The following is a 23,915-nucleotide window of genomic DNA, read 5'->3' on the forward strand; positions in this document are numbered from 1 at the left end:
CATGAGCTGGCTAGAGAACTCGTACATGGCCCGCAAGGGCATGGCGCGCGGCAATTCCGGGGAAACCCATCAATTGAACGGTGAGAAGCAGGGAAAGTACCACTACGTCTACGGCCCCTATGCCGAACCCGTACTGACGGTCAAACCCGGAGACGTTGTCGTCGCTGAGACCCAGGATGCCTTCGAGGGAGCCATCAAGACCGAGTCCGATTCTCCCTCGGAAATCTTGCACATGCCGTTCCTTAACCCGCAATGCGGACCCATCGAAGTCGAGGGCGCCGAAAAGGGGGACGTCCTGTGCGTTCACATTCATTCCATCAAGCCGCGCGGGCCGCAACCTGTGGGGACGACGGCTTTGATCACTGAATTCGGCGGGCTTGTCGGCACCACCAACACCGCCCTGCTGAACAAGCCACTCCCGGAGAAAGTCAAGAAAATGGAAGTGACTGAAGCCGGCGTGAAGTTCAACGACAGGGTCACGCTCCCATACGAACCGTTCATAGGCACTCTTGGCGTGTCGCCGGAGATCGAGGCCGTAAGTTCGTTGCAGCCTGACTACTGGGGCGGAAACATGGATCTACCCGACGTCGCACCGGGCGCGATCGCCTACTTTCCAGTGCACCACAAGGGCGCCTACCTCTATCTCGGCGATTGCCACGCGAGGCAGGGGGATGGGGAACTCTGCGGCGTAGCGGTTGAGATCCCATCGACCACGACGGTTCAGGTAGATCTGATCAAGGGGTGGTCGATCGCCTGGCCTCGTCTTGAGAACGAGGAATTCATCATGTCCATCGGCAGCTCGCGGCCGATGGAGGATGCTGCCCGCATAGCTTATCGCGAGCTTCTGCGCTGGCTGTGCGCCGATTATGGTTATGACGAGGCGGAGGCCTATTTCCTTCTTACGCAAGCCGGACGCGTTCGCCTGGGCAATATGGTAGATCCTAAGTACACGTTGGGAGCCTCAATTCTGAAACGATATCTGATGTAACCGCCATCGCCGGAAGCAAGGACCATATTGGGAGACCGTCTGGGAAACCTTGTTGCCAGAATTGGTCGGAGCACTGATTGAGTGAGCCCGTCCCAGGCCGTGCTCCACGCGACGCGAATGGATTTCGCTCGTCCAAGCTTGAGCATTCGGTTGTGGGCATGAACGGCAGCGGCACACTCCACCCTGCAACGCTGATGCTTCCGTGAGTGTAAGCTCGTGCAGATCCATTGTTTGAAGCGAGTGATGGCGGCCTTCTCTTCTGGTCCCGTTCAGGGCTCCATCGGCGATGCAATTCCGGCCTCCGATCCGCCGGACAATCTAGCGCCTCGTGCGAAAAACCGGGTCCACTTTTTCGCACGATACGCTAGAACCCCATGACCTTTATCGAAAAATCGACGTCGTGACTGGCTTTCCAAAGTCCGTGGCGACCTGCTTCTCAATCGTCGCGGACGTCGAGCCAAGATCGGCTCGACGGAGCCAGAGCGATACCACACCGAAAGCAGGAACGACGTCGATTTTTCAATACCCTTACACGACAACACTTGGTGAATCCAAGTAATCAGCCACACCGAGTGACTGAGTTCCAAAACGTTAAATTCCGCAGCAAGCTCAGTGCGGATCGCGGGACTTCGCGACTCTACCGCCACGTCAGAGGCTCAAGAGCAGCTGGCCGCCCGTCAGTCCTGCTCAAATCTTTCGATGTAGAACGTATATCATAATATCCGAGAGCCCTTACTTGCCTCTGCTGTAACTTGAATGTTTCATGAGAGAACTTCGTATGAATCGCAATGCACCCCACTCTAGTGAAATGTATTTACCCGCTTTACCCGCATTAGTGTCTCCACCGCATGGGATCCAATTATGACTTTGACTACTGACCCTAGCGCATCGTGCGAAAAAGTGGCCCCGGCTTTTCGCAAGAACGATGCGCTGTTCTATAGGAGGAGCATCGGATTCAATCCCAAAAGCGGATTCCACTTTTGGGTCCGATGCTCTAGGTCCGGGATCGCGATGCCAGACTCCGAGAACGCTGGTTTGGAGGCGCTTGCCTTCATGCTCGATGCGAAGCCTGATCTTATCCACGTGATCGGCGCTTGCCGATCCGAGGATGTCACCGTCATCGCCATCCCGGATGCGTGTGAGATCGGCGTCGATATCGGGAGGATACACCCTATCATCGAGGCTGATGCACCGACGGCGATGAGAGATCTCCAGGTCATCACGATCACATCGGCTCTTCATTGCCCGCAATGAGCCGACCAAGAGCAGCCGTTTCTGATGCCCGTCCCACCGCTAGACAACACAGGATTCGCCCTTTCCGGCGTGCCCTGCGAGTGCGGGGCTGAGGGAATTGCTCCCGCAAACCCGCCGTACCGGCAGACATCGGCATACGGGAAATCTCCGTGCCTGCATCGTCAATCATAAGGAAGTGATTCGAGAACTTCTATGAAGACCGACCCGATGAAGATCCCGGACCTTCTCGCAGAGTTCGCGAGCAAAGACATCACAGTCTGGGTGGATGGCGACCACCTGCGTTGCAATGCGCCCGCGGGCGCGCTCACGCCGGAGTTTCGCGACCAGTTGCGGGACCGCAAAAGCGAGATCATCGCGTTCCTGAATATGGCCGCAGCGACGGTCCGGCAACAGCCCGCCATCGTGCCGCTCCAGCCCCACGGGACGCAGACACCCATCTATGCCGTGCCTGGACATGATGGAGCCGCCATGGCGTACTCGGATCTTTCGAGGCATCTGGGTGACGATCAGCCATTCTTCGCGCTCGAACCGCCGGGCCTCGACGGCCGAACCGAGCCGAAGGAGAGCATCGAGGACATCGCCGAGTACTTCGCCGACCAGATCCTTGAATTCCATCCAATGGGACCGTACGTCCTCGCCGGCTATTGCTCCGGCGCCGCGGTCGCGCTCGAGCTGGCGCAGCGTCTCGTTCAGCGCGGGGCGGAGGTTCGGTGCGTGGCATTTTTCGGCCCTCTTCATCCGAGTACATATCGGACCCTGCCTCGCCTGTTGCTCTTTTATGCGACCCGTCAGGTCAGCGCAGTCGCCATGCACCTGCGACAGCTGGCGAAACTACCGTCACTTGAAGCGCGCGCCCAGTATATCACCGACCGCCTTCGCAAGCGCCGGGAAGGCAATCAGGCACATCTGGCCGAGAGTCGCACCGGTGAGGAGCCAGCAAAGGGCGATCCTGTGCTGGCGCGCCGGGAGCGGCTCAAAGTCGCGATCCTCGCGGCGTTTCGTCGGTATGCACCCGCCCCCTATTCGGGCCGTCTGTGCCTGTTCCTTCCCAATAAGGCCTATCTACGATCGGGGACGGGCCCCCTCCGGTGGCTCCGCGTAGCGCCCCATGCCGAGGTCTACTACGGACCCAAGCACTGTTACGGTCCTCACATGCTCCAGGAGCCATATGTGCCGGCCATCGCCGAGCTGTATCGTCAGTCGGTCAGGAAATCCGAAAGGGCATTTTTCTAAATCCCTCCATCTCCCCACGAGGAGCGCATCACATGCATGAGCTCCGGGATTCCACAATCGAGAGCGTTGCGCTCCCCCTCATGAGATGTTGCGACTATCAAGCCCGGTCCTTCATTAGCGCATCGTTTGAGCGGACCCGGCGGGCCGCGCGAGCGCATCGTGCGAAACAGTGACCTCGGTTTTTCGCAAGAACGATGCGCTCTTCTAGAAGTGAGCATCGGACGCGGGAAGTGGGAACCAGCTTTGCGTGAAAAGATGCTCAAGACCATAGACTTACAGCGTCGGACGTGAGTTCGATTTCACGTCCGACGCTGTAGGACCCTGATGATGAGGCGCGAACCATCCAGATGCCAACAGCGAGGACCAGGCCCACTGCGACAATGAAGCCAATGAAGCCCACCGGAAGGCCGTCCCGCTTATCGTGAACAGGATCGGGTGCCTCATTGCCTCCGATCCAGCGTTCGACCGTCTCATGATAGCGGGCCAGCGCAATCAGGAAGGGAGTTGGCGGCGTGTCGGCGGCCTCATCATCGGTGCCGAGCGGGGCTCCGCTGGGATCGAACATGGGGTTCTTGTCACCGGTTCGACCACTATCGATGTCGCCCTGGAGCATCGCCACGGTCGGTCGGACGGCCAGCGGGGGCGGATCCATCCGCTTGATGGTGTGGGCTGGAGGGGTGTCAGAGCGATTCATCAAGCGCTCCTCCTGGATCATGGGCCAGTCGCGCTATAGGATACGGCATCCACTCAGCTTGTGATCGCACATGCTGTGCCCGTCTGCTCAGATGGCCATTCCTCACTGGGCTTCGCAAGACCGACGAGGGACGTCGTGGTGTGCCCTCAGAATTGGTCTTAAACACCTTCGTCCGATTGCCCTTCATGTCAACTGTGCGCAAGCCCTTTTGCGCAGCCAGGATGGAAACAGACACTCGCAAGCTGCCTTGTCCTGATGAATTTGCTACGATGCTCCCGTCGTCGCGACCGGGCCCGAATGGTTCCACGGACGCTTACCTCGCCCGTCATCGGTCCGATCACGAGACAACGGTGCCGGTCCTGCCGGCCGGCTATGTGGCAAGGGATTCTATCCCATGACTTACATCACCACCAAAGACGGCACCCGGATCTTCTACAAGGACTGGGGTCCCCGAGATGCTCAGCCGATCGTGTTCCACCATGGCTGGCCCTTGAGTGCCGATGACTGGGACAACCAGATGATGTTTTTCCTGGCGGAGGGATATCGCGTGATCGCCCACGACCGCCGAGGCCATGGGCGGTCGGACCAGACTGACGGCGGCAACGACATGGACACCTATGTCGCCGATGTCGCCGAGCTGGTCACGGCGCTCGACCTCAGGAACGCGATCCATATCGGCCACTCGACCGGTGGCGGCGAGGTCGCGCGTTACGTCGCGCGAGCGGAGCCGGGGCGCGTGGCCAAGGCCGTGTTGGTCGATGCGGTCCCTCCGGTCATGGTGAAGAAAGATTCGAATCCGGGCGGGACGCCGATCGAGGCGTTCGACGGATTCCGTGCCGCGCTGGCCGCGAACCGCGCCCAATTTTACCTCGATGTTCCGAGCGGCCCCTTCTTCGGCTTCAATCGGCCTGGCGCGAAGGTTTCGGAGGGCCTGATCCGCAACTGGTGGCGGCAGGCCATGATGGGCAGCGTCAAGGCCGGGTATGAATGCATCAAGGCCTTCTCCGAAACCGACTTCACGGAGGATTTGAAGGCGATCGACGTGCCGGTGCTGGTGATCCACAGCGAGGACGACCAGATCGTGCCTTATGGGGATGCCGGGCCACTGACGGTCAAGCTCCTGAAAAACGGCACACTCAAGACCTACAAGGACCTGCCGCATGGCCTGTGCCAGACCCATCCCGAGATCGTGAATCCGGAGATCCTTGCCTTTATCCGCGGGGAAAATGCGAAGGGAGACCGGCAAGCGGCCGCTGCCGCGCCTTCCACAGTATGAAATAAGACGGAGGATCCGGCCATCCGGCCGGGTCCGAAGTATCCTCATGCTGGCCATGTGGACCACCGTTGTTCCGTCATCACCCGCCTCCGGATCGCCCCTCGGGACAGCCGGGTCGACCAGATTTCCGCGCTTACAACTGAGAAGCCGATCGGTCTTGGCATCGCCACTCGCCGTTCAATTGGAACTGCAGGCGAAGTGATATGCCGCGAAGCATCGGAAAACTGCTCGACTTTGCCGAATTGCGAGTTCCCTCCAATACTCGAGAGTGCTCAACCCATCATTCAACCACAAGGCGGCTCCTCCTCAAGACCGTGAGGAAGGCGAGCGGTAAAAGGGTCGTCAGCTTTATGGGGACAAAAGCCACCGCCATGCCGAGGCTCATCGAGTCCTGCTTGATGTCGGTTCGGGCCAGCATCAGGAACGTGTCCGCAACCAGTTTCTGACCTTCATCCGAAAGCATGTCGTCGATGAACTTCTTCGCGTCTTCCGGGCGCTTGGACCACTAGCGCATCGTGCGGAAAAGTGGACCCGCTTTTTCGCAAGAACGATGCGCTGTTCTCTAGTGGGAGCATCGGCGCGCACGGTCCGGCTCTCCCTTTCCACCCTTCCGACACCTCGCATCTCAAGGGGGAATGCGACGGTGCCGCCAACCGTCAGGTGTGGCCATAGCGCATAATCCTGGAACACCCGATATCCTGGGATCCGTACCTGCCCTATGCCGATCCTGTGGATCCAAGTCGCTCCAAATTCAGGTCTCCGGCAGTTGTCCCAAGATGTCCATTCGCTGTCTCGATCTGTCAAGCGAAGGCCTGCGTACAATCTTATCCTGGGAGCCGACGGGCTGGGGTACCAACCCTGAGCCAGGCGCCGATCGCGGTTACTGTATCGATTGGCGCAGTAAAGGACTCCATGCGAGTGGGAGGAGCCTGTCACATGATCGCATTACCTCTATCAAAGTCCGCGATAGCTACGCCGTTGGCGCTCCCTCTGTTCCTCCTGTTGACGGCCGTGGCGGCGTTTGCGCCGACCTTGGCCCACGCCGGGCCCTGCTCGGCCACGATCGATCAGCTTCAGGCTGTCGTCGATTCGCGGATCGACACCACCGCGGGCACTGGCGGGATGGCCCGCGAAAGCGCGGAGGTGACGGACCATCGTCAGCCGACTCCGGAGTCCATCGCCCGGGCCGAGAAGGAGCTTGGCGAAGGTACGGGATATGGACAAGCTCTTACGTTGCTCGGCCAAGCGCGCCAAGCCGACCAGGCAGGGGACGAGGCGACCTGCGGAAAGTTGGTCGACGCTGCGCGCGGTGCACTGACTCGGTAGTGCAAGGTACGGGCCTATAGCATCGGACGTGAAAAGTTGATTCCACTTTTGGGATTCCATCCGATGCTCACTCAATGGAGCAGCACATCGTTTGAGCGGACCCGAAGGACCATGTTCGTGAAAACCATGTCCACCTTTTCGCACGATGCGCCAGGGTAGGTCGAACACCGGCATCATCAAGGCCATGAACCGGAAGGCCGTTCGTCCTGCTGACTCGACCGGAGCTTGCTCCGGGGCAAAGAGAGAAGCGATGACGGTTGCACGTCCCACCATATTCTGGATTTCGGTCGTCACCATCGCGCTTCTGATGCTGGTGCTGCTGCGCCCGATCCTGCTGCCATTCGCAGTCGGTATGACGCTTGCCTATCTTTTGGCCCCGGTTGTCGACAGATTGGAGCAGGTCGGAATCAATCGCTCGATCGCAGCCCTGATGCTCGTGCTGCTTCTGGTCGTCGGTCTCGTCGGTCTGGTTCTGGTGATGCTCCCGGCCCTCATCGGGGAAGTGCGATTCTTCATCGACGAATTCCCCCGCTATGTCACACGGGTCCAGGCTCTCATGGCCGATACGAGCCAGCCCTGGCTCCATGCTCTCTTGGGTCAGCAACTCCGGATCGAGGACTCGGCCACCCACGCAATGGCGGCGACAGGCAGCGCCTGGCTCGACGACCTCCTCAACTCGGCATGGTCGGGTGGGAAGGCTCTGTTCTCGCTCCTGTCACTGCTCGTGGTGGTTCCGATCGTCAGCATCTATCTTCTGATCGACTGGGCGCGAATGACGGCGATGATTGACGGCTGGATATCTGCCAAGCACCGCGAGGAGGTTCGAGCCCTCGGGCAGGAAATCCATGAGACGGTAGCGGGTTTCATGCGCGGGCAGATCGTTATCTGTCTTATCCTGGCCCTGTTCTACGCTGCCGCCCTGCGGCTGACGGGCCTCAACCATGCCGTTCTGATCGGAATTACCGCCGGCCTGATCAGTTTCGTTCCTTTCCTCGGACTCGGCGTTGGCTTCGCCGTCGCGACCTGTGTCGCCATCGCCCAGTTCTGGCCGGACTGGACGCCGCTCGCCGCCATAGCCGGCACTTTCCTGATCGGGGAAATCCTTGCCGATTACGTATTGTCGCCACGCATCATCGGGAGTCGGGTCAAGCTTAACCCGGTCTGGCTCATATTTGCGCTGTTCGCCTTCGGGTACCTGTTCGGCTTCGTCGGACTGCTGGTTGCGATCCCGCTCGCTGCGTCGCTGGGCGTGATTCTGCGGTTTGCCATGCAGAGATCGCTCGCAAGTCCCGATCCAGACGCCATGCCGGCATCGTCCGCATCCGCCGCGCCTGCTTCGGGATCGCTATCCCTCGGAACGGGCGAGATCAGGCAATCCGCCGATGCGACCCACATCGTAGGGCGACGTGGCGCAATGGTCATTCGCCCGAATAAAAGGCTTGGAGCCGCCCGAGACACGACTATCACTTAGAGCATCGTGCAAAAGGCGGCCCCGGATTTTCGCAGGAACGATGCGCTCTTTCCAAGGAGGGAGCATCGGACCCTGTCATTCAGGCAGGGGAACCGCTAGTCCAACCTTGACCCGGTCCATGGCGACGAAGGTGCGGAACCTCTTTACATTGTTGTTGCCGAAGAACAGACGCCGCGTGAGCGCCTCGTAGGCCGTCATCGTCGGCACCACGACCATCAGCACGAAATCGGCCTCGCCGGTGACATAGTAGCACTGTTGGACCTCTGGAACCGCCGCGAACTCCCGCTTGGCGGCATCGATCAATTCCGCCGTCTCGCTGATGACCTCGACCTCGACGAAGATGGTAATCGGCTGCCCGACCTGGACCGGATCGATGATGGCGACATTGGCCTGGATGACCCCGGCCTCCTCCATCCGCCGGATGCGGCGCTGCACGGCCGGTGCCGACAAATTGACGGCCTCGCCGATCACCCGTTGCGGGGTCGAGTTGTCCCGCTGAAGGATGTTCAGAATTGCGAGATCAAAGCTGTCCAGGGTGATCGAGGATGAAGACTTGGACGCCACGGGCACACTCACGCGAAAAAATCTTGCATTCAGTCGGCCTAAATAGAGCGCCTTTCTCGTATGAAGCGCAATATCTTCTCGCCATGAAAGGCCCAGCATCGGATGTGACATCGAACCCACATCCGATGCAATCAGTCTCTGTTGTTGAGCATCGTTTCACGCAAAGCCGGTCCCCGCTTTTGCGTTCGATGCTCTAGGAAGGACGGCGATGTTCCTGCTCAACCAGCACCCCGACTACGGCAAGCCCCTCGATCCCGCCGATGCCGAAACGTTGGGCGCGAAGGCTGCCGACGAGGTCGAGCGATATCTTACCTATCGCGATAACCACACCGCGACGCCCCTGCACACTCTTCCGGCCCTTGCCGCCGAACTCGGCGTCGGCGCGATCCATCTCAAAGACGAGAGCTTCCGATTGGGCCTCGGCAGCTTCAAGGCCCTGGGCGGCTCCTACGCGGTCATCCGGCTCGTCCTGGAGGAAGCCAGGCACCAGTTCGGACGCCCGGTCGACATCGCCGAGCTGCACACGCCCGAGATTCGGGCCGTCGCCGCCGGGATGACGGTCGCCTGTGCCACCGACGGTAATCATGGACGCTCGGTGGCTCAGGGCGCACAACTTGTCGGTGCCAGGGCCGTCATCTTCGTTCACTCGGGCGTGAGCAACGAGCGTGTTGCGGCTATCGCCCGCTTCGGCGCGCAGATGGTCCGGGTCGAGGGCACCTATGACGGCTCTGTCGCCGAGGCTGCACGGGTCGCGGCCGAGAACGGCTGGACAGTCGTCTCCGATACCTCCTGGTCGGGCTATGAGCGCATTCCAGGGCTGGTGATGCAGGGCTACACCGCCATGGTCCGCGAGGCCCTGCGCCAGCTTCCCGAACCACCGACCCATGTGTTCGTGCAGGCAGGGGTTGGCGGCGTCGCAGCTGCCGTGGCGGGTCATTTTGCTCTCGCGCTCGGCGAACGACGGCCCACCTTCGTCGTCGTCGAGCCGGCACGGGCGGCCTGCCTCTTCGAGACCGCGCGTGCGGGACATCCGGTCAAGATCGAGCATGGCGAGCCGACGGTCATGGCGATGCTCGAGTGCTACGAGCCGTCCCTGGTCGCCTGGCGGGTGCTGTCCCGCGTTGCCGATGCCTTCATGACCGTCGATGAGGGAGATGCGGTCGCGGTGATGAACCGCCTGGCCCGGCCCGCCGGGAACGACCCGGCCGTCGTGGCGGGCGAGAGTGGCGGGGTGGGCCTTGCGGGCCTGATCCGCTCGGTGGCGAATCCTGAGATCAGGGCAGCGCTCCATCTCGATGAAGCGTCGCGCGTGTTCGTCATCAACACCGAAGGGGCCACGGATCCGGACCGCTACGCGGAGCTGGTCGGCATCCCGCCCGGCGCCGTCCTGACCAATTCCGCGCTTCGGACCGAAGGGGTGCACGCATGACCGCGCTCTCGATCGATGCGGAGCGCCTGCTTGGTCGTCTTCATGACCTTGGGCAGATTGGCCGCGATGGAGACGGCAGGCTGGTCCGGCTCGCCGCGTCCGACAGTGACAAGGCCGGACGCGATATCCTCGTCTCCTGGATGCATCAGACTGACCTTGATGTCGTCGTCGATCGCATCGGTAATATCTTCGGGATCTGGAAGAACGACACGAATGCGGACGAGGCCCCCGTCGTGATCGGTTCCCACATCGACACCGTGATCAATGCCGGTATCTATGACGGCTGCTACGGTGTGCTCTCGGGCCTGGAGGTGATCGAGACCCTGAAGGCGACCGGGTTCACCGCAGCCCGACCGATCGCAGTCGCCGCCTTCACCAACGAGGAGGGTGTGCGCTACGCGCCCGACATGATGGGTTCCCTCGTCTATGCCGGCGGCCTCTCGGTCGAGGAGGCACTGGCAACGGTCGGCACCGATGGCGCCACTCTCGGCGCGGAGCTGCAGCGGATCGGTTATGCCGGCTCTGTGGAACCGGGCTTCCTCAAGCCTCACGCCTATGTCGAACTGCACATCGAGCAGGGACCTGTGCTGGAAAGAGAACGTGTGCCGATAGGCGCCGTCGAGAACCTCCAGGGCATTTCCTGGCAGCGTGTCACCATTGAGGGCGACGCCAACCATGCCGGCACCACCCCCATGGCGATGCGCCGGGACGCCGGGTACGCCGCGGCGCGCGTGGTCACCTTCCTGCGCGACCGGGCCCGTAATGCGAATACGCCTACCGTCGCGACGGTAGGCTGCATGGCCTTCGAGCCAAACGCAATCAACGTGATCCCCTCTCGCGCCACCTTCACGGTCGATCTGCGGGATCCCGACGAGCAGCGCCTCCAGGCGGAGGAAGCCGCCCTTGCCGCGTACCTGAGGGAACTGGCGGCTGCCGAGGACGTCAGGATCTCGGTCGAGCGACTGGCACGGTTCGAGCCGGTGACGTTCGACAAAAGGATCCTGGAACTGGTGGAGGATACCGCTCGGAAGCGCGAGCTGCCCTCGAAGCGGATGACATCGGGAGCGGGCCACGATGCCCAAATGATCGCCCGGATCGCGCCATCCGCGATGATCTTCGTACCCAGCATCGGGGGTATCAGCCACAATCCACGCGAGCACACGCCCCAAGACGACCTTGTCGCGGGGGCCAACATCCTGCTCGACGTCGTCACCCGCCTCGCGGTCCGGTAAGGAGAAGCCATGGCCACGGATATGGATGCCCTCGAACGGGAAATGACCACGTGGAGACGCGATCTGCACGCCCATCCTGAATTCGGTTTCGAGGAGAAACGAACGGGCGCCTTCGTGGCTGCCAAGTTACGGGAGTTCGGCCTCGATGAAGTCGCCGAAGGCGTCGGCGGCACCGGCGTCGTCGGCACCCTCAAACGGGGCAGCGGCAACCGAGCCATCGCACTCCGGGCCGACATGGACGCTCTGCGCATCACCGAACAGGGCGTGCAGGACTACCGCTCGCAGAACCCGGGCACGATGCATGCCTGTGGCCATGACGGGCACACCACCATGCTGCTCGGGGCCGCCAAGCTTCTCGCGGAGGAAGGCGGTTTCGACGGCACCGTGCGCTTCGTCTTCCAGCCTGCCGAGGAATGGGGCAAGGGCGCGCTCGCCATGCTGGCCGACGGGCTGATGGAACGCTTCCCGTTCGACGAGATCTATGGCCTGCACAATATGCCGGGACTTCCGGTCGGGCATTTCCAGACCCGCGTCGGGCCCATCATGTCGGCCGAGGATAATTTCGAAATCGCCCTGAAAGGCGTTGGCGGGCATGCGGCTCGTCCGCATTGGGGTAACGAGGTCCTGGTCGCCGCTTGTGCGACGGTGATGAATCTCCAGACCATCGTGTCCCGTCGCCTGAGCCCGACCGACATCGGCGTCGTGTCGGTCACGGAGTTGATCACCGACGGCACGCGCAACGCTTTGCCGGGGCTCGCCCGCATCCTCGGCGACGCCCGCAGCTTCCGGCCAGAGGTTAGCGCCGAGATCGAGAAGCAGATGCGCGTCATCGCGGAGGGCACGGCTGCGACCTACAATGTCGCCGCCGAAGTCATCTACACGCGCGAGTTCGTACCGCTCCTGAATGATGCCGCCCTGGTGGACGAGACCTTCGCGGCCGCTCGGACCGTGTTCGAACCGGACCACGTCGTGACCGCGCGCGATCCGATGACGGGCTCGGAGGATTTCGCTCGTTTCCTGGAGCACGTACCCGGTTGCTTCGTCTTCGTCGGCAACGGCAAGGACTCAGCGCCTCTGCACAACCCGGCCTATGACTTCAACGATGAAGGGCTGCTCTATGGCGCGCGCTTTCACGCAGCCATTGTCCGACAGCGGCTGCCATCGATCTGACTGGCGCGGACCGAGCGCATCGTGCGAAAAAGTGGACCCGGTTTTCACAAACGTGGCCCTTCGGGTCCGCTCCGAACGATGCTGTAACAATTTGGTTGTGAGCATCTTTTCACGCAAAACCGGTTTCCGCTTTTGCGTTCGATGCTCTAGCCGCCTGTTGCACCCTCCTCCGAGGCCGTGCCTATAGCGCGGCTCGGCCAATATCCGGCAAGGCTGGTTCCATCCCGCTCTCCCCACCCCTGGCGGCTGGCCTCGTCGTAAACTGAAAGGGCCCGTTCCGTGACGGGAAGCGAATATCCAAGTGCCTGCCCTTCCGCGATCATGGTTCGCAAGTCCTTTCGGAACGAGTCGACATCGAAGGTCACGGGCTGAGAATCCTCGCCGCGCATTCCTTTGGCAACCATGGATCCGCGTGCCTTCAGGATATTGGCGCCGCCGGATGTATCCGAAAACAGGTCGACAATCCGCTCCGGTTCGATTCCCAGGTGGCGGCAGAGCGAATAGGCCTCGCCAAGCGCCTGATAGTAGACCATCAACGGCAGGTTGACGGCCAGCTTCAGGCTTGCTCCTGCCCCGACTGGCCCGGCATGCTCGATACGACGGCATAACTGTTCAAGGATTGGACGTGCCCGGGCCACATCGTCCGACGCTCCACCGACAAGGCCGATCAGCCGACCTTCGCGGGCGGGGCCGGTGGAACCGCTCACCGGGCATTCCACATAGGCCCCACCCTGCGCCGTGATCCGCTCCGCCAAGGCTCGCTGGGTCCCAGACTGGACCGTGCTCATCTCGATGAACAGCTTATCCTCCACATCCGTGGAAAGAATACCCTGATCGCCACCAAAGACCGCTTCCAAGGCGTTCGCGTCGAGAACGCAGGTAATGATCGCCTCAGATTCATCAACGACTGCAGCCGGCGACTCGCCGAGAACCGCGCCGGCCTCGACAAGCGCTTTCCCTTTGTCGGAAGTGCGGTTCCAAACCACAAGAGTGTGCCCGAAGCCCTGAAGCCGCGTTGCAAGGGCGGCGCCCATTCGCCCCAATCCGACGATGCCGATCCTCATTGCGGCCTCCGATCCTCGTCCCAGCTTCTGACAAGCTGCTCCTGGTGGCCAAGTCCCTCGATTCCGAGGCGAACGCGGTTGCCGGGACGCAGATAGACCGGCGGCTTCTGCCCCATGCCGACGCCGGGCGGAGTGCCGGTGGCGATCACGTCGCCCGGCTGAAGGCTCATGAACTGGCTCAGATAACTCACCACGAACGCGGCGCCATAAACCATGGTCTCCGTGCTCCCGTTCTGGAAGCGTCTTCCGTCCACCTCGAGCCACATGTGAAGATTCTGCGGGTTCGGGATTTCATCCCGCGTGACCATCCAGGGACCGATGGGGCCGAAGGTGTCGGCGCTTTTGCCCTTGGTCCATTGTCCGGAGCGCTCCGACTGGAAGGAACGCTCGGAGACATCATTGACCACGCAGTAGCCTGCGACATGCTCCAGCGCCTGCGCCTCGTCGACATATTTGGCCGCCTTGCCGATCACGATGCCGAATTCGACTTCCCAATCCGTCTTCTCGGCGCCGCGTGGAATCACGATGCCGTCATTGGGGCCGCAGATGGCACTGGTCGCCTTCATGAAGATGACCGGTTCGGGCGGCACCGCAATGCCCGACTCAGCCGCATGATCGGAATAGTTGAGGCCAATGCAGATAAACTTGCCGACCTGTCCGACGCAGGGGCCGATGCGCGGATCGCCCTCGACGCGCGGCAATGTGAAAGGATCGATGCTGCGCAGCCGCTCGAGCCAAGTGGACGAGAGAACCTCTCCGGCGATGTCAGGGACAATTCCGGAGAGGTCGCGAATGTTACCGTCCTGATCGAGAAGGCCGGGTTTCTCTTGGCCGGCAGGGCCGTAGCGCAACAGTTTCATGAGACTTCCTTGCTCCTGTAAGTTTGCGAAACCTGGGTGCCTTTGATTCTACTGCATCGGAGGCGCCATCGAACTCACATCCGACGCTTCAACCTATTGGTCTTCGACCATCTCTTCACTCTAAACCGGTGCCCACTTTTGCGTTCGATGCTCTAACACTTTGGCTTGAGTATCTTTTCACGCAAACCCGGCTTCCACTTTTGCGTCCGATGCTCTCCTTGCTTGAGCATCTTTCCACGCAAAACCGGTGCCCACCTTTGCGTTCGATGCTCAACGTGGCCGGTGCCTTAACGGCTTTTGGCCCCATCAGCCCAACGATGACGGATCGAACCCGATCTCGGGCGAAGGCTGAATCTGATCTTCAATGCGCCTGAGCGTGGTCTGGTAGTGCTCCACAAGCAGGTCGACGGCCAGATCCGTCTTGCGATCGAGCACAGCCTCCATGATCCCGCGATGTTCCTCCAAAGCGTTCCGATAGGGATGGCTCGAGGCCACGGAAATAAAGCGGTATCTCTGAGCCTGATCCATCAGGTCGCCGCAGATCCCGATGAGGATCGAGGACCCACAGGCGGCGATGAGAGCAAGATGAAAAGCCCGATGCCGCTCCTCCCAGGCTGGGTTGGTACTCGCGTCCTGCTCTGACAGTTTCCATGGGGTGCGGGAGAGGTGATGGAATGCCACGACGATGCGTTCCTCCCAGGCCTGGTCGCCGTTCCGAACGGACTCCTCGAGCGCCTTGCCTTCCAACCAGCACCTGGTCTTCACCAGTTCGCGCCAGCCCTCGATGCTGACCGGAGGCACGAAGAAGCCGCGCTGATCCTTCCTCTCGACAAGGCCTTCGGAGGAGAGCCGGTTCAGAGCCTCACGGACCGGATTGAGACCGGCCCCGTAGTGTTCGGAAACGAAGTCGATCAGCAGCTTCTGTCCCGGTCGCAATCGGCCGTTGAGGATATCCTGTCGAAGCCTCTCGTAGACCGAGGTTGCTGCAGTGATTTTTTCGATCTTGTTCATGACGCATGCCGCGCAGGGTTTCGTTCAGAGCGGAATGTCCCGGCGGAAGACACAGGTCAACCGCCAGGACATGCCGCGCCCACTATTGCGCAAGAGTTTCCTCTGTGACGCTCTCCTTGTGCCAGAAGATGAATCGGCGCTGGGCCCAGGCCACGACCCAGAATGTCGCCAATCCAAGCAGGCTGAGGTAGATGATCAGGGAGAACACGCGCGGCGTGTTCAACTGGGCAGCCGCCACGCGGATCAGTTCGCCAAAACCCTTGCCTCCCCCCAGGAACTCGCCGACCACCGCGCCGACGACAACGAGCACCGCAGCGTTCTTCAGGCCAGAAAAGAAGTGAGGCATCCCTATGGGGAGCTTTAGCTGGACCAGGGTCTGCCAGCGGCTCGCCCCCATGGTTTTGAACAGCATGCGGGCATTCTGGTCGGCCGCGTGCAGGCCCGCGGCCGTGCCGACGATGACGGGGAAGAACGCGATGAAAGCGGCGAGCGCTACCTTGGACGCAATGCCGAAGCCGAGCCATGACACGAAGAGAGGCGCGAAGGCCACCTTCGGCATGGTGTTGATGGCCACCAGATAGGGCATGACGGCCTTTTCACCGAAAGCGGTTTCACCTACGAGGACACCGAGGCCGAAGCCGAGCAGGACCGCGATCACGAAGCCGAGGAGAACCTCCTGCGTCGTGATCCAAAGAGCCGTGAGCATATAATCGCCCGTCAAAAGGTTCTTCCCGACAATGTAGAGATCCTCGATCGTCTCAAGCGGAGACGGGAGAATGATCGGCGAGACCAGCTCGATGACGTAGACGAACTGCCAGACGATCAGAAAGCCTATCAGAAGTGCCAGCATCGATACCCAGCGCGGCACGCGGTCTATCCAGGAGACATGCTCCGTCCAGACAGTCTGTTCGGGGATCGTGGGGGCAAGAACAGCGCTCTGTGCTTGCGTCATTGAAACGCTCCCTTGTCGAGATGGCTGCGGATGCGGTGGACGAGAGCGCCGAAACGCGGGTCGGACATCGTATCCAGAGTTCTGGGACGAGGCAGGTCAATGGTGATCGCCTCGACAAACCGTCCGGGCCGAGGGGACATGACGTAAACCACATCGGACAGGATCACCGCCTCGGGGATCGAGTGCGTGACGAGAAAAGACGTGGCGTTGCGCTCCAGGCAGATCCTCTGCAGCTCCATGTTCATGAAGTCGCGGCTCAACTCGTCGAGTGCGCTGAACGGCTCGTCGAGCAACAGGACCGCAGGCTCCGTGATCAGCATCCGGCAGATCGCCGCCCGCTGTGCCATACCGCCGGAAAGCTCGCTCGGATAGACATTCTCGAAGCCTTTCAGGCCTACCAGATCGAGAAGCTGACGCGCCTGATCGTGCTTGGCGCGGGCTGCCGCCTTGCCGTCGCGGATCTCAATGGGCAGCACGATGTTTTCGATCGTGGTTCGCCATGGGAACAGCGTTGCCTGCTGAAACATCATACCGATGTCCCGGCGCGGTCCCATGACTGGTTTGCCTTCGAGAATGACACTGCCCGACGACGGCGGCTGAAGACCCGCCATAATCTTGAGCAGTGTCGACTTTCCGCACCCGCTCGGCCCGATGATCGATGAGAAAGTGCCCTCCCTCAACTCCAGATCGACCTTATCGAGCGCCTGCACGTTGCGCTTGGCGAAAGTCTTGCTCACGCCGCGCAGTTCAAACACCGGCCGGCCCGTGAGGCCGACCGGTGCAACAGCTTCTCCAGCCATTGAGAGCACTGCCATTACATCGAACCCTTGTTCCAGGCGTCGACGAACTGATTGGTATAGGCAGCCTTCAGATCGGGCAGCGGAGCCTTCAGGACTCCCGACGCCACGGCGCTCTTGTGCCACAGCTCCCAATGCTCCGGTGGCTGATAGCCCCAACCCTTCGATTTGTCGGCTGGCGTAATCCGATCCTTCACCTGCTCGAACAAAGCAGTTGAGAGCTTTACATCCTCGCCCTCCTGCGGGTTTCCAGCCTTGGTGTGTTGCAGAACCTTCTCCTTGTTCTCCGGCTTCAGGCCGAACTCGGTCGCCCGGACGAGAACCCGGCCGAATTTCTCGACGGCCTGTGGATTCTGGTCGATGAAGGATTTCATCGCCGCATAGCCATTGCCGAAGTAGTTCAGGTACTGTTCGGGGGTGATCTCCCGCAAGTCGATTCCTCTCGACTCCATGATGGCCGAGTCGCTGACGGCCGCGGCATAAGCCTTGATATCGCCGCGCAGGAAGGCTGCCGCGGCAAGACCGCCATCGCCGACCGGCAGGAACGTGAAGTCCTTACCCTCCTCCATTTTCAGATCGGTCAAGATCGCACGGGTGAAGCCCACCTCGGCGCCGTCAGCCGTGCCAACGCCGATAACGGTCCCTTTGAGATCGGCCGGCGACTTGATCGCAGCCTTCTCCGGAACAACGACGCCGAAAACCGACTTCGCGAAGTGATTGTAGATGAAGACAACGTCGACGCCGCGAGCTCTTGCGGCGAGCACCGGCGCCGGGCCGGGCTGGCCGATATGCGCTTGCCCGGCCGACATGGCTTGAAGAACCTGCGAGGAGCCATCCACGGCCTCGACCCTCACGTCGAGCCCCTCTTTCTCGAACATCTTTTCGCCGATCGCGACATAAAGCGGGAAGTTGTTCACCGCCGAAGGATTCGGAAGAACGACGGTTATTTTCGTGGGCGCGTTCTGTGCTTCGGCGAGGCTCATCGCCCATGGAGTCACAGCGAGCGCTACAGCTAGGCCAAGAGCTTTACTCATTTTCATCGGCGTTTCCTCTCCTGCAATGTCTGCTCGTTGGCAGGGTCCGCGTTGTCCGCGGAAGACAATCATGTACAGGTTATTCGCCGTTGTCAAAAAATGTATGATTCTGTACCGGGTTATACTTTTGAGTGTGCGCTTATTTTGTGTATCTCGAGAACGCCTCTGAATTCTTGCTTTGTGTTTGCCCTGCACCGCACCTATTACGCACCCAAGTCAAAGCAACATAATCCCGTAGCGAAATGAAGCGATGATCGACAGCGGCGACGAAAAAATACATTTTATGGACTATTCACTATAAATCTATATCTTGTGGACCAGCACCACGAAAACAGATGAACCCAGCACCACGAAAACAGATGAACTTTGGGAGGAAGAGAATGACGGAAACTGATGCATACGTGATTGCGCCACCGGACCGCGCCCTGTTGCCAGTGGCAGGAACGTCTCAGAGCTTTCCGGTGCGCAGGATCTATTGCGTCGGCAGGAACTATGTCGCCCATGTTCGCGAAATGGGCGGAGACGAGATGCGCGATCCACCGATTTTCTTCCAGAAGCCAGCGGACAGCATCGTTCCCGACGGAGCCTTAATTCCCTACCCCCCGATGACGAGCAACTACCATTATGAGCTCGAGCTGGTGGTCGCGCTCAAGAAGGGAGGGCGCAATATCCCAGTCGCGGACGCGCTCGATTGCATCTATGGCTACGGAATCGGTCTCGACATGACCCGCCGCGATCTACAGATGGATCTCGGCAAGAGCGGCCTTCCCTGGGAGGCAGGAAAAGCCTTTGACAATTCCTGCCCCTGTGGACCCATCCATCCCGTGGAGACAGTTGGGCACGTCCTGGAAGGCACTATCCAACTTGCTGTCGATGGCGAGCCCAGGCAGGATTCCGACCTGAAGCTGATGATTTGGAAGGTGCCGGAGATCATTGCTAACCTTTCCAAGTACTTCATGCTGAAACCAGGCGACATCATTCTAACCGGTACGCCGGCTGGAGTCGGGCCGGTTGTTCCGGGAAATGAACTCGTGGGCTCGATCGACAAGCTGGGAACGTTGAGAGTGCGGATCGGCAGTTAGCGCCTCCTCCTCTTTGGTGGCATCGAAGAGAAAGGGCCGGGAGGTCGGCACCGCCATTCCGACCCTCACCTATGAGCAGTTGGTCGCGAGAGCAGCGGACGTGAGTTCTATTTCACGTCCGATGCTGTCGAGCAACGAACCGTTCGGAGCGGACCCGAAGGGCCACGTTCGTGAAAACCGGGTCCACTTTTCGCAAGCGCGGCCCGCCGGGTCCGCACGATGCGCTAGCGTGTGCGCCGACAGCGCGACCCAATGGCGTACGAGAGGAGGTTTGGTCCCCTCCCCGTGTTTCTTTCAGATCGAACTCAACCATAGAGCGATGCCGTGACAACATCCGCTCTCCACATCTCACCTGTCCATCCCTGCTGACCTCAACGCGAGGGCCGACTGCAATCTCTCGACCGGCTTCGCACCTGGACTTCATGCATGATTTGGCTGCAATAGAGGTAGAAGAGCCTAAGCAGAACCCTCCGAGGACAGATTCATGAAAACGTGCGTCATCTTGGATGACTATCAAGGCGTTGCACTGAAATATGCCGACTGGAGCGGCCTCGCCGACCGCGTGGCGGTCACGAGCCTGCGCGAGCACATTGCTGACGAAGACGTCCTCGTGGACCGGCTTGCGGATGCCGACATCGTCATCATCATGCGAGAGAGGACGCCTTTTCCCGCCACCCTGTTCAAGCGACTGCCGAGACTGGGCCTGCTTGTCACCAGCGGCATGCGTAACGCCGCCATCGATCTCTTGGCAGCGGGCGATGTCGTGGTGTGCGGCACCGGCGGCAGTTCGGCTCCGCCGGCAGAGCTGACCTGGGGTCTTATCCTGGGCTTGGCGCGGCAGATTCCAACCGAGAACACGCAGCTCCGGCACAACGGGCCATGGCAAAGCACGATTGGGATCGATTTACAGGGCCGCCGCCTCGGCATCGTTGGCCTCGGCAAGATCGGCACGCGCGTCGCTCATGTCGGGCAGGCGTTCGGCATGCATGTTACGGCTTGGAGCCCCAACCTCACGGCCGAGCGCGCGTCTGCCGCCGGCGTCGAGAGGATGGCCTCGAAAGAGGAACTGCTTGAGAGCAGCGACTTTGTCACGATTCACCTCGTGCTCGCGCCCACGACGCGTGGGCTCGTCGGCGCTCCGGAGCTGCGCCGCATGCGCTCGAGCGCCTTTCTGATCAACACGTCGCGCGCGGCTATCGTTGATCAGACTGCCCTTATCCAGGCACTTGAGGAAAACCGGATCGCCGGTGCCGGCTTGGATGTGTTTGACGCAGAGCCCCTTCCGTCGGACCACCCGCTGCGGCGGCTGCCCAACGTCCTGGCAACACCCCACCTCGGCTATGTTTCGGAGGACAATTATCGGACCTATTTCACGGAAGCCGTGGAAGACATCGAGGCATGGCTGGCCGGGTCACCCATCCGCCGGCTCAGCCAATGAAGGCACCCGGACCTGACGAGACCAGGTTCAGTGGACGAGGGTGATTGAGGGAATTGATCTGGAGCCCAGGAGCTCCGCTGCGCCTGCCCGGTCATGACGAACCGAAGGTCTCTATGAGGGTGCGATCCCGAGGAGCTCATCGATAGCCGGCTTCAGCTCCATGACGGGCTGGATTCCTGAAGGAAATTTCAGCGTTCGATCCTCGGGCCATGCGATGGTGCAGGCACCGGCCGTGAGGGCCGCCTGCGCTCCGGTGGGGCTGTCTTCGATCGCTATACATTCATGTGGTTTAAGCCCCAGCAGAGTTGCCGCCCGCTCATAAGGCTCAGGATCAGGTTTGCCGCGCACCACGTCGTTGATCGAGACGGAAATAAAGCCAGGCTCTTCCAGCCCGAGCACCCGAATGTTGGCGTTCACCACGATCCGGTCTGAGTTCGACACGAGAGCCTGCCGGAGTCCCAGCCCCTTGAATACCTCCCAAGCCTCAAGCGCGCCCGGCCTCACCGCGATTTCCAGGGCGTGGGCGGTGTAGTAGCTGTATTTGAGGCGGCGCCATTGATCGAAGCTCATGGAGAGGCCGAAGGTCTGGCGGCACTTCTCATAGACGACCTTTGCCGCTCGGCCGACGATCTCATGATGAAACTCATCGGGCACCTCCACGCCTTCTGTCGCCAGAGTATGTCGCAGGGCACGAAAGTGCATGGACTCGCTCAGCAACAGGGTGCCGTCGATATCCCACAGCACGGCACGGAACGAATGATCTCTCGCCCCAGCCCCGCCTGAATGTTGGTTCGCCATGGAATGAATTCCTCCGGATCGCTGGCTGGGTATTGGAATGACGTTCGCGCCGTCCACTCGATAACCCACGCTTCCAGATCAGGAAACAGGGCCATCGTTGACGGTCTGATCACTCCCCGCGCGCCGAACCGTGCCTTATGGCCTATCATCTAGAGCTGCTTCCACTTGCATGGAATTATCTCCTTTCATTGGCCGCCCGCATTTTCTGACGGTGAACCGGATCCGCTTCACCGAAAAATGCTCTATCCCTTTCAACGATCCTATCAGTCCGCGGAGTCATATTTCAGCCCTCATGAGAGCCAACCATTCTGAGTATGCTGCAGTTCGCATCTTGGAGCGGAGACTCGAATGCTGGATCTGGTGATCGCCGCCCGACGAAAGGATCTCGGCGGCTTTGAGGTCGGTCGCGTGCTACCCTTCATGAGGCGGCGCATGGTCGGGCCGTTCATTTTCTTCGATCATATGGGGCCCGTGGACCTGCCACCGAACGTGCCTCGGACAACCGACGTACGCCCTCATCCCCATATTGGGCTTTCGACCGTCACCTACCTGTTCGACGGCGAGATCGTGCACCGGGACAGCACCGGAGTGCAACAGGCCATTCGGCCCGGCGCCGTGAACTGGATGACGGCCGGCAGCGGCATCAGCCACTCCGAGCGGTTCGACGGCCCCATCCGGCACAGCGGCGGGCGAGTGCATGGCATCCAGGCCTGGGTGGCCCTTCCGGAGTCGCAGGAGGAGATGGAGCCGAGCTTCGTCCATCATGGCGCTGACGAGCTGCCGGTATTTGGGGAAGCAGGTGTGTCGGCGCGGCTGATCGCAGGACGAGCCTTTGGGTTGTCCAACCCGGTCAGGACCCAATCACCCCTCTTCTATATCCACGCTTACTTGCACCCGGGTGCCCGGATTGGCCTACCCGGCGAATATCCTGAGCGAGCCGCTTACATCGTGTCGGGGCGGGTGGACGCGGATGGGCAGGAATATACCGCAGGACAAATGTTGGTCTTCACCGGCAGTTCGGATCCGGTCCTGACGGCGCTTGACACCTCAACAGTCATGCTGCTGGGCGGCGAACCCTTGGGACCGCGGCACATCTGGTGGAATTTCGTGTCATCACGCCAAGACAGGATCGAGCAGGCCAAGGCAGATTGGCAGAACGGTCGCATTCACCTGCCCCTGAATGATGATCAGGAGTTCATCCCGTTGCCGGAAGATCCGAAGCCGGCGCCCGAACCGATGTCGTGAGCCAGATTACCTCCTACGGCGTCGGACGTGCGATCGAACCCACATCCGATGCGCTGATCTCAGAAGGGAGCATCGGATGCAATCCCAAAAGTGGATTCCACTTTTCACGTCCGATGCTGTCAGTTGATGTTGCTGAGCCTCTTTTCACGCAAAATCGGTTCCCACTTTTGCGGTCGATGCTCCAGGTCATGAGGCTCGCTCCGATGCAAAAGCCGGCACGAGCCCACCATAAACGCTCGCGCTCAGGATTGCGGCTGCGGCACGATGCGGATGTAAGGTTTCGGAGCCTGCCATCCCTGCGGATAGATTTTCCGGGCTTCGTCATCCGACACGGAGCCCGCAATGATCACGTCCTGTCCGGGCTGCCAATTCGCCGGGGTCGCGACCCGATGCTGTGCCGTCAGCTGGAGGGAGTCGATGACACGGAGGACCTCGTCGAAGTTGCGTCCTGTGGTCATCGGGTAGACCAGCACCAGTTTGATTTTCTTGTCAGGGCCGATGACGAACACGTTGCGAACGGTCTGGTTGTCGGCGGGTGTACGCCCCTCCGAGGTTCCGTTCGCACTGGCTGGGAGCATTCCATAGAGCTTCGACACCGTCAGGTCGGCGTCACCGATCATCGGGTAGTTCGGCGCGTATCCCTGTGTCTCGTGAATGTCCTCCGCCCAACGGGCGTGATGGCCGATGGGATCGACGCTGAGCCCGATGATCTTCACATTGCGCCGGTCAAACTCTGGCTTGATGCGGGCCATGTAGCCGAGCTCAGTGGTGCAGACAGGAGTGAAATCCTTTGGGTGGGAAAACAGAACGCACCATGCATCACCGATCCAGTCGTGGAAACGGATAGGTCCTTGTGTGGTCTCAGCCTCGAAATCCGGTGCGGTAGCGCCAATCTGAAGTGTCATAACGTCCTCCTATCTCTCAAGGTAAGTACGTAGGGATGTGTCGTCGCCATCTTGAAGGCTCAGCGTGAGATGGTCCCTGGAAATCGTCCACA

At 60.6% G+C, this 23,915-nt stretch carries 23 protein-coding genes and 1 pseudogene; 12 read left to right on the top strand and 12 right to left on the bottom strand.

Features of this window, described 5'->3' with window-relative positions; translation table 11 throughout:
• Position 1 precedes the first annotated feature (1 nt).
• From AB8841_RS08650 to AB8841_RS08660, 3 genes are all read left to right on the top strand, one after another.
• Complete coding sequence (locus AB8841_RS08650) at positions 2–988, top strand: acetamidase/formamidase family protein (protein WP_370435361.1); 987 nt, start codon at positions 2–4, stop codon at positions 986–988.
• 861 nt (positions 989–1,849) lie between these two features.
• The gene (locus tag AB8841_RS08655) at positions 1,850–2,242 is read left to right on the top strand and encodes a hypothetical protein (RefSeq protein WP_370435362.1); all 393 of its coding nucleotides are present in this window, start codon (positions 1,850–1,852) and stop codon (positions 2,240–2,242) included.
• A 192-nt stretch (positions 2,243–2,434) separates the two neighbouring features.
• Complete coding sequence (locus AB8841_RS08660) at positions 2,435–3,475, top strand: alpha/beta fold hydrolase (RefSeq protein ID WP_370435363.1); 1,041 nt, start codon at positions 2,435–2,437, stop codon at positions 3,473–3,475.
• A gap of 259 nt (positions 3,476–3,734) precedes the next feature.
• Here the strand turns inward: AB8841_RS08660 and AB8841_RS08665 are convergent, their stop codons facing one another.
• Positions 3,735–4,169 carry a hypothetical protein gene (locus tag AB8841_RS08665; RefSeq protein WP_370435364.1) on the bottom strand — a complete coding sequence of 145 codons (435 nt, stop codon included), beginning with the start codon at positions 4,167–4,169 and terminating at the stop codon, positions 3,735–3,737.
• A 394-nt stretch (positions 4,170–4,563) separates the two neighbouring features.
• Between AB8841_RS08665 and AB8841_RS08670 the strand changes: the two genes are divergently transcribed.
• A complete protein-coding gene (locus AB8841_RS08670; protein ID WP_370435365.1) occupies positions 4,564–5,445 on the top strand; it encodes an alpha/beta fold hydrolase in 882 nt (293 codons plus the stop codon).
• Positions 5,446–5,725: 280 nt separating this feature from the next.
• Here AB8841_RS08670 and AB8841_RS08675 read toward each other — a convergent pair whose 3' ends face one another.
• Together AB8841_RS08675 and AB8841_RS08680 are read right to left on the bottom strand one after the other, a co-directional pair.
• Positions 5,726–5,908, bottom strand: coding sequence for a hypothetical protein (locus AB8841_RS08675; protein ID WP_370435595.1), 183 nt, complete (start codon positions 5,906–5,908; stop codon positions 5,726–5,728).
• 113 nt (positions 5,909–6,021) lie between these two features.
• Positions 6,022–6,135 (bottom strand): annotated as a pseudogene (locus AB8841_RS08680) (ABC transporter ATP-binding protein); the annotation flags it as partial.
• Positions 6,136–6,381: 246 nt separating this feature from the next.
• On the opposite strand from AB8841_RS08680, the gene AB8841_RS08685 reads away from it, so the two are divergent.
• Positions 6,382–6,771, top strand: a complete 390-nt coding sequence (locus tag AB8841_RS08685) for a hypothetical protein (RefSeq protein ID WP_370435366.1) — start codon at positions 6,382–6,384, stop codon at positions 6,769–6,771.
• A 250-nt stretch (positions 6,772–7,021) separates the two neighbouring features.
• Positions 7,022–8,242 carry an AI-2E family transporter gene (locus AB8841_RS08690; protein ID WP_370435367.1) on the top strand — a complete coding sequence of 407 codons (1,221 nt, stop codon included), beginning with the start codon at positions 7,022–7,024 and terminating at the stop codon, positions 8,240–8,242.
• A gap of 75 nt (positions 8,243–8,317) precedes the next feature.
• On the opposite strand, the gene AB8841_RS08695 is transcribed toward AB8841_RS08690, so the two are convergent.
• Positions 8,318–8,806 carry an Lrp/AsnC family transcriptional regulator gene (locus tag AB8841_RS08695; RefSeq protein WP_370435368.1) on the bottom strand — a complete coding sequence of 163 codons (489 nt, stop codon included), beginning with the start codon at positions 8,804–8,806 and terminating at the stop codon, positions 8,318–8,320.
• 208 nt (positions 8,807–9,014) lie between these two features.
• Here AB8841_RS08695 and AB8841_RS08700 point away from each other — a divergent pair, with 208 nt between their 5' ends.
• From AB8841_RS08700 to AB8841_RS08710, 3 genes are read left to right on the top strand one after another with little or no spacing between them, the layout of a single operon-like run.
• Positions 9,015–10,235, top strand: a complete 1,221-nt coding sequence (locus AB8841_RS08700) for a diaminopropionate ammonia-lyase (RefSeq protein WP_370435369.1) — start codon at positions 9,015–9,017, stop codon at positions 10,233–10,235.
• Positions 10,232–11,467, top strand: coding sequence for a Zn-dependent hydrolase (locus AB8841_RS08705; RefSeq protein WP_370435370.1), 1,236 nt, complete (start codon positions 10,232–10,234; stop codon positions 11,465–11,467). Before AB8841_RS08700 ends, AB8841_RS08705 begins: the two co-directional genes overlap by 4 nt.
• Positions 11,468–11,476: 9 nt before the next feature.
• Entirely contained in the window at positions 11,477–12,637 is a 1,161-nt protein-coding gene (locus AB8841_RS08710; RefSeq protein WP_370435371.1) for a M20 aminoacylase family protein, read from the top strand.
• A gap of 146 nt (positions 12,638–12,783) precedes the next feature.
• Here AB8841_RS08710 and AB8841_RS08715 read toward each other — a convergent pair whose 3' ends face one another.
• From AB8841_RS08715 to AB8841_RS08740, 6 genes are all read right to left on the bottom strand, one after another.
• Positions 12,784–13,701, bottom strand: coding sequence for an NAD(P)-dependent oxidoreductase (locus tag AB8841_RS08715; protein WP_370435372.1), 918 nt, complete (start codon positions 13,699–13,701; stop codon positions 12,784–12,786).
• On the bottom strand, positions 13,698–14,561 hold the full coding sequence (locus AB8841_RS08720) for a fumarylacetoacetate hydrolase family protein (protein WP_370435373.1): 864 nt from the start codon (positions 14,559–14,561) through the stop codon (positions 13,698–13,700). Before AB8841_RS08720 ends, AB8841_RS08715 begins: the two co-directional genes overlap by 4 nt.
• Before the next feature lie 306 nt (positions 14,562–14,867).
• Positions 14,868–15,572 (bottom strand): GntR family transcriptional regulator, encoded by a 705-nt coding sequence (locus AB8841_RS08725; RefSeq protein ID WP_370435374.1) that lies wholly within the window; start codon positions 15,570–15,572, stop codon positions 14,868–14,870.
• Between the two features lie 82 nt (positions 15,573–15,654).
• A complete protein-coding gene (locus AB8841_RS08730) occupies positions 15,655–16,524 on the bottom strand; it encodes an ABC transporter permease (protein WP_370435375.1) in 870 nt (289 codons plus the stop codon).
• Positions 16,521–17,339, bottom strand: coding sequence for an ABC transporter ATP-binding protein (locus tag AB8841_RS08735; protein WP_370435376.1), 819 nt, complete (start codon positions 17,337–17,339; stop codon positions 16,521–16,523). Before AB8841_RS08735 ends, AB8841_RS08730 begins: the two co-directional genes overlap by 4 nt.
• The gene (locus AB8841_RS08740) at positions 17,339–18,550 is read right to left on the bottom strand and encodes an ABC transporter substrate-binding protein (RefSeq protein WP_370435377.1); all 1,212 of its coding nucleotides are present in this window, start codon (positions 18,548–18,550) and stop codon (positions 17,339–17,341) included. The genes AB8841_RS08735 and AB8841_RS08740 overlap by 1 nt, the downstream gene beginning before the upstream one ends.
• A gap of 185 nt (positions 18,551–18,735) precedes the next feature.
• On the opposite strand from AB8841_RS08740, the gene AB8841_RS08745 reads away from it, so the two are divergent.
• A complete protein-coding gene (locus tag AB8841_RS08745; RefSeq protein ID WP_370435584.1) occupies positions 18,736–19,437 on the top strand; it encodes a fumarylacetoacetate hydrolase family protein in 702 nt (233 codons plus the stop codon).
• 484 nt (positions 19,438–19,921) lie between these two features.
• On the top strand, positions 19,922–20,875 hold the full coding sequence (locus tag AB8841_RS08750) for a D-2-hydroxyacid dehydrogenase family protein (protein WP_370435378.1): 954 nt from the start codon (positions 19,922–19,924) through the stop codon (positions 20,873–20,875).
• A gap of 111 nt (positions 20,876–20,986) precedes the next feature.
• On the opposite strand, the gene AB8841_RS08755 is transcribed toward AB8841_RS08750, so the two are convergent.
• A complete protein-coding gene (locus tag AB8841_RS08755) occupies positions 20,987–21,673 on the bottom strand; it encodes an HAD family hydrolase (protein WP_370435379.1) in 687 nt (228 codons plus the stop codon).
• Between the two features lie 348 nt (positions 21,674–22,021).
• Between AB8841_RS08755 and AB8841_RS08760 the strand changes: the two genes are divergently transcribed.
• The gene (locus AB8841_RS08760; protein WP_370435380.1) at positions 22,022–22,918 is read left to right on the top strand and encodes a pirin family protein; all 897 of its coding nucleotides are present in this window, start codon (positions 22,022–22,024) and stop codon (positions 22,916–22,918) included.
• A gap of 242 nt (positions 22,919–23,160) precedes the next feature.
• Here AB8841_RS08760 and AB8841_RS08765 read toward each other — a convergent pair whose 3' ends face one another.
• Entirely contained in the window at positions 23,161–23,823 is a 663-nt protein-coding gene (locus AB8841_RS08765; protein WP_370435381.1) for a peroxiredoxin, read from the bottom strand.
• Positions 23,824–23,915 lie beyond the last annotated feature (92 nt).

The organism is Microvirga sp. TS319 (assembly GCF_041276405.1).
GTDB lineage: Bacteria > Pseudomonadota > Alphaproteobacteria > Rhizobiales > Beijerinckiaceae > Microvirga.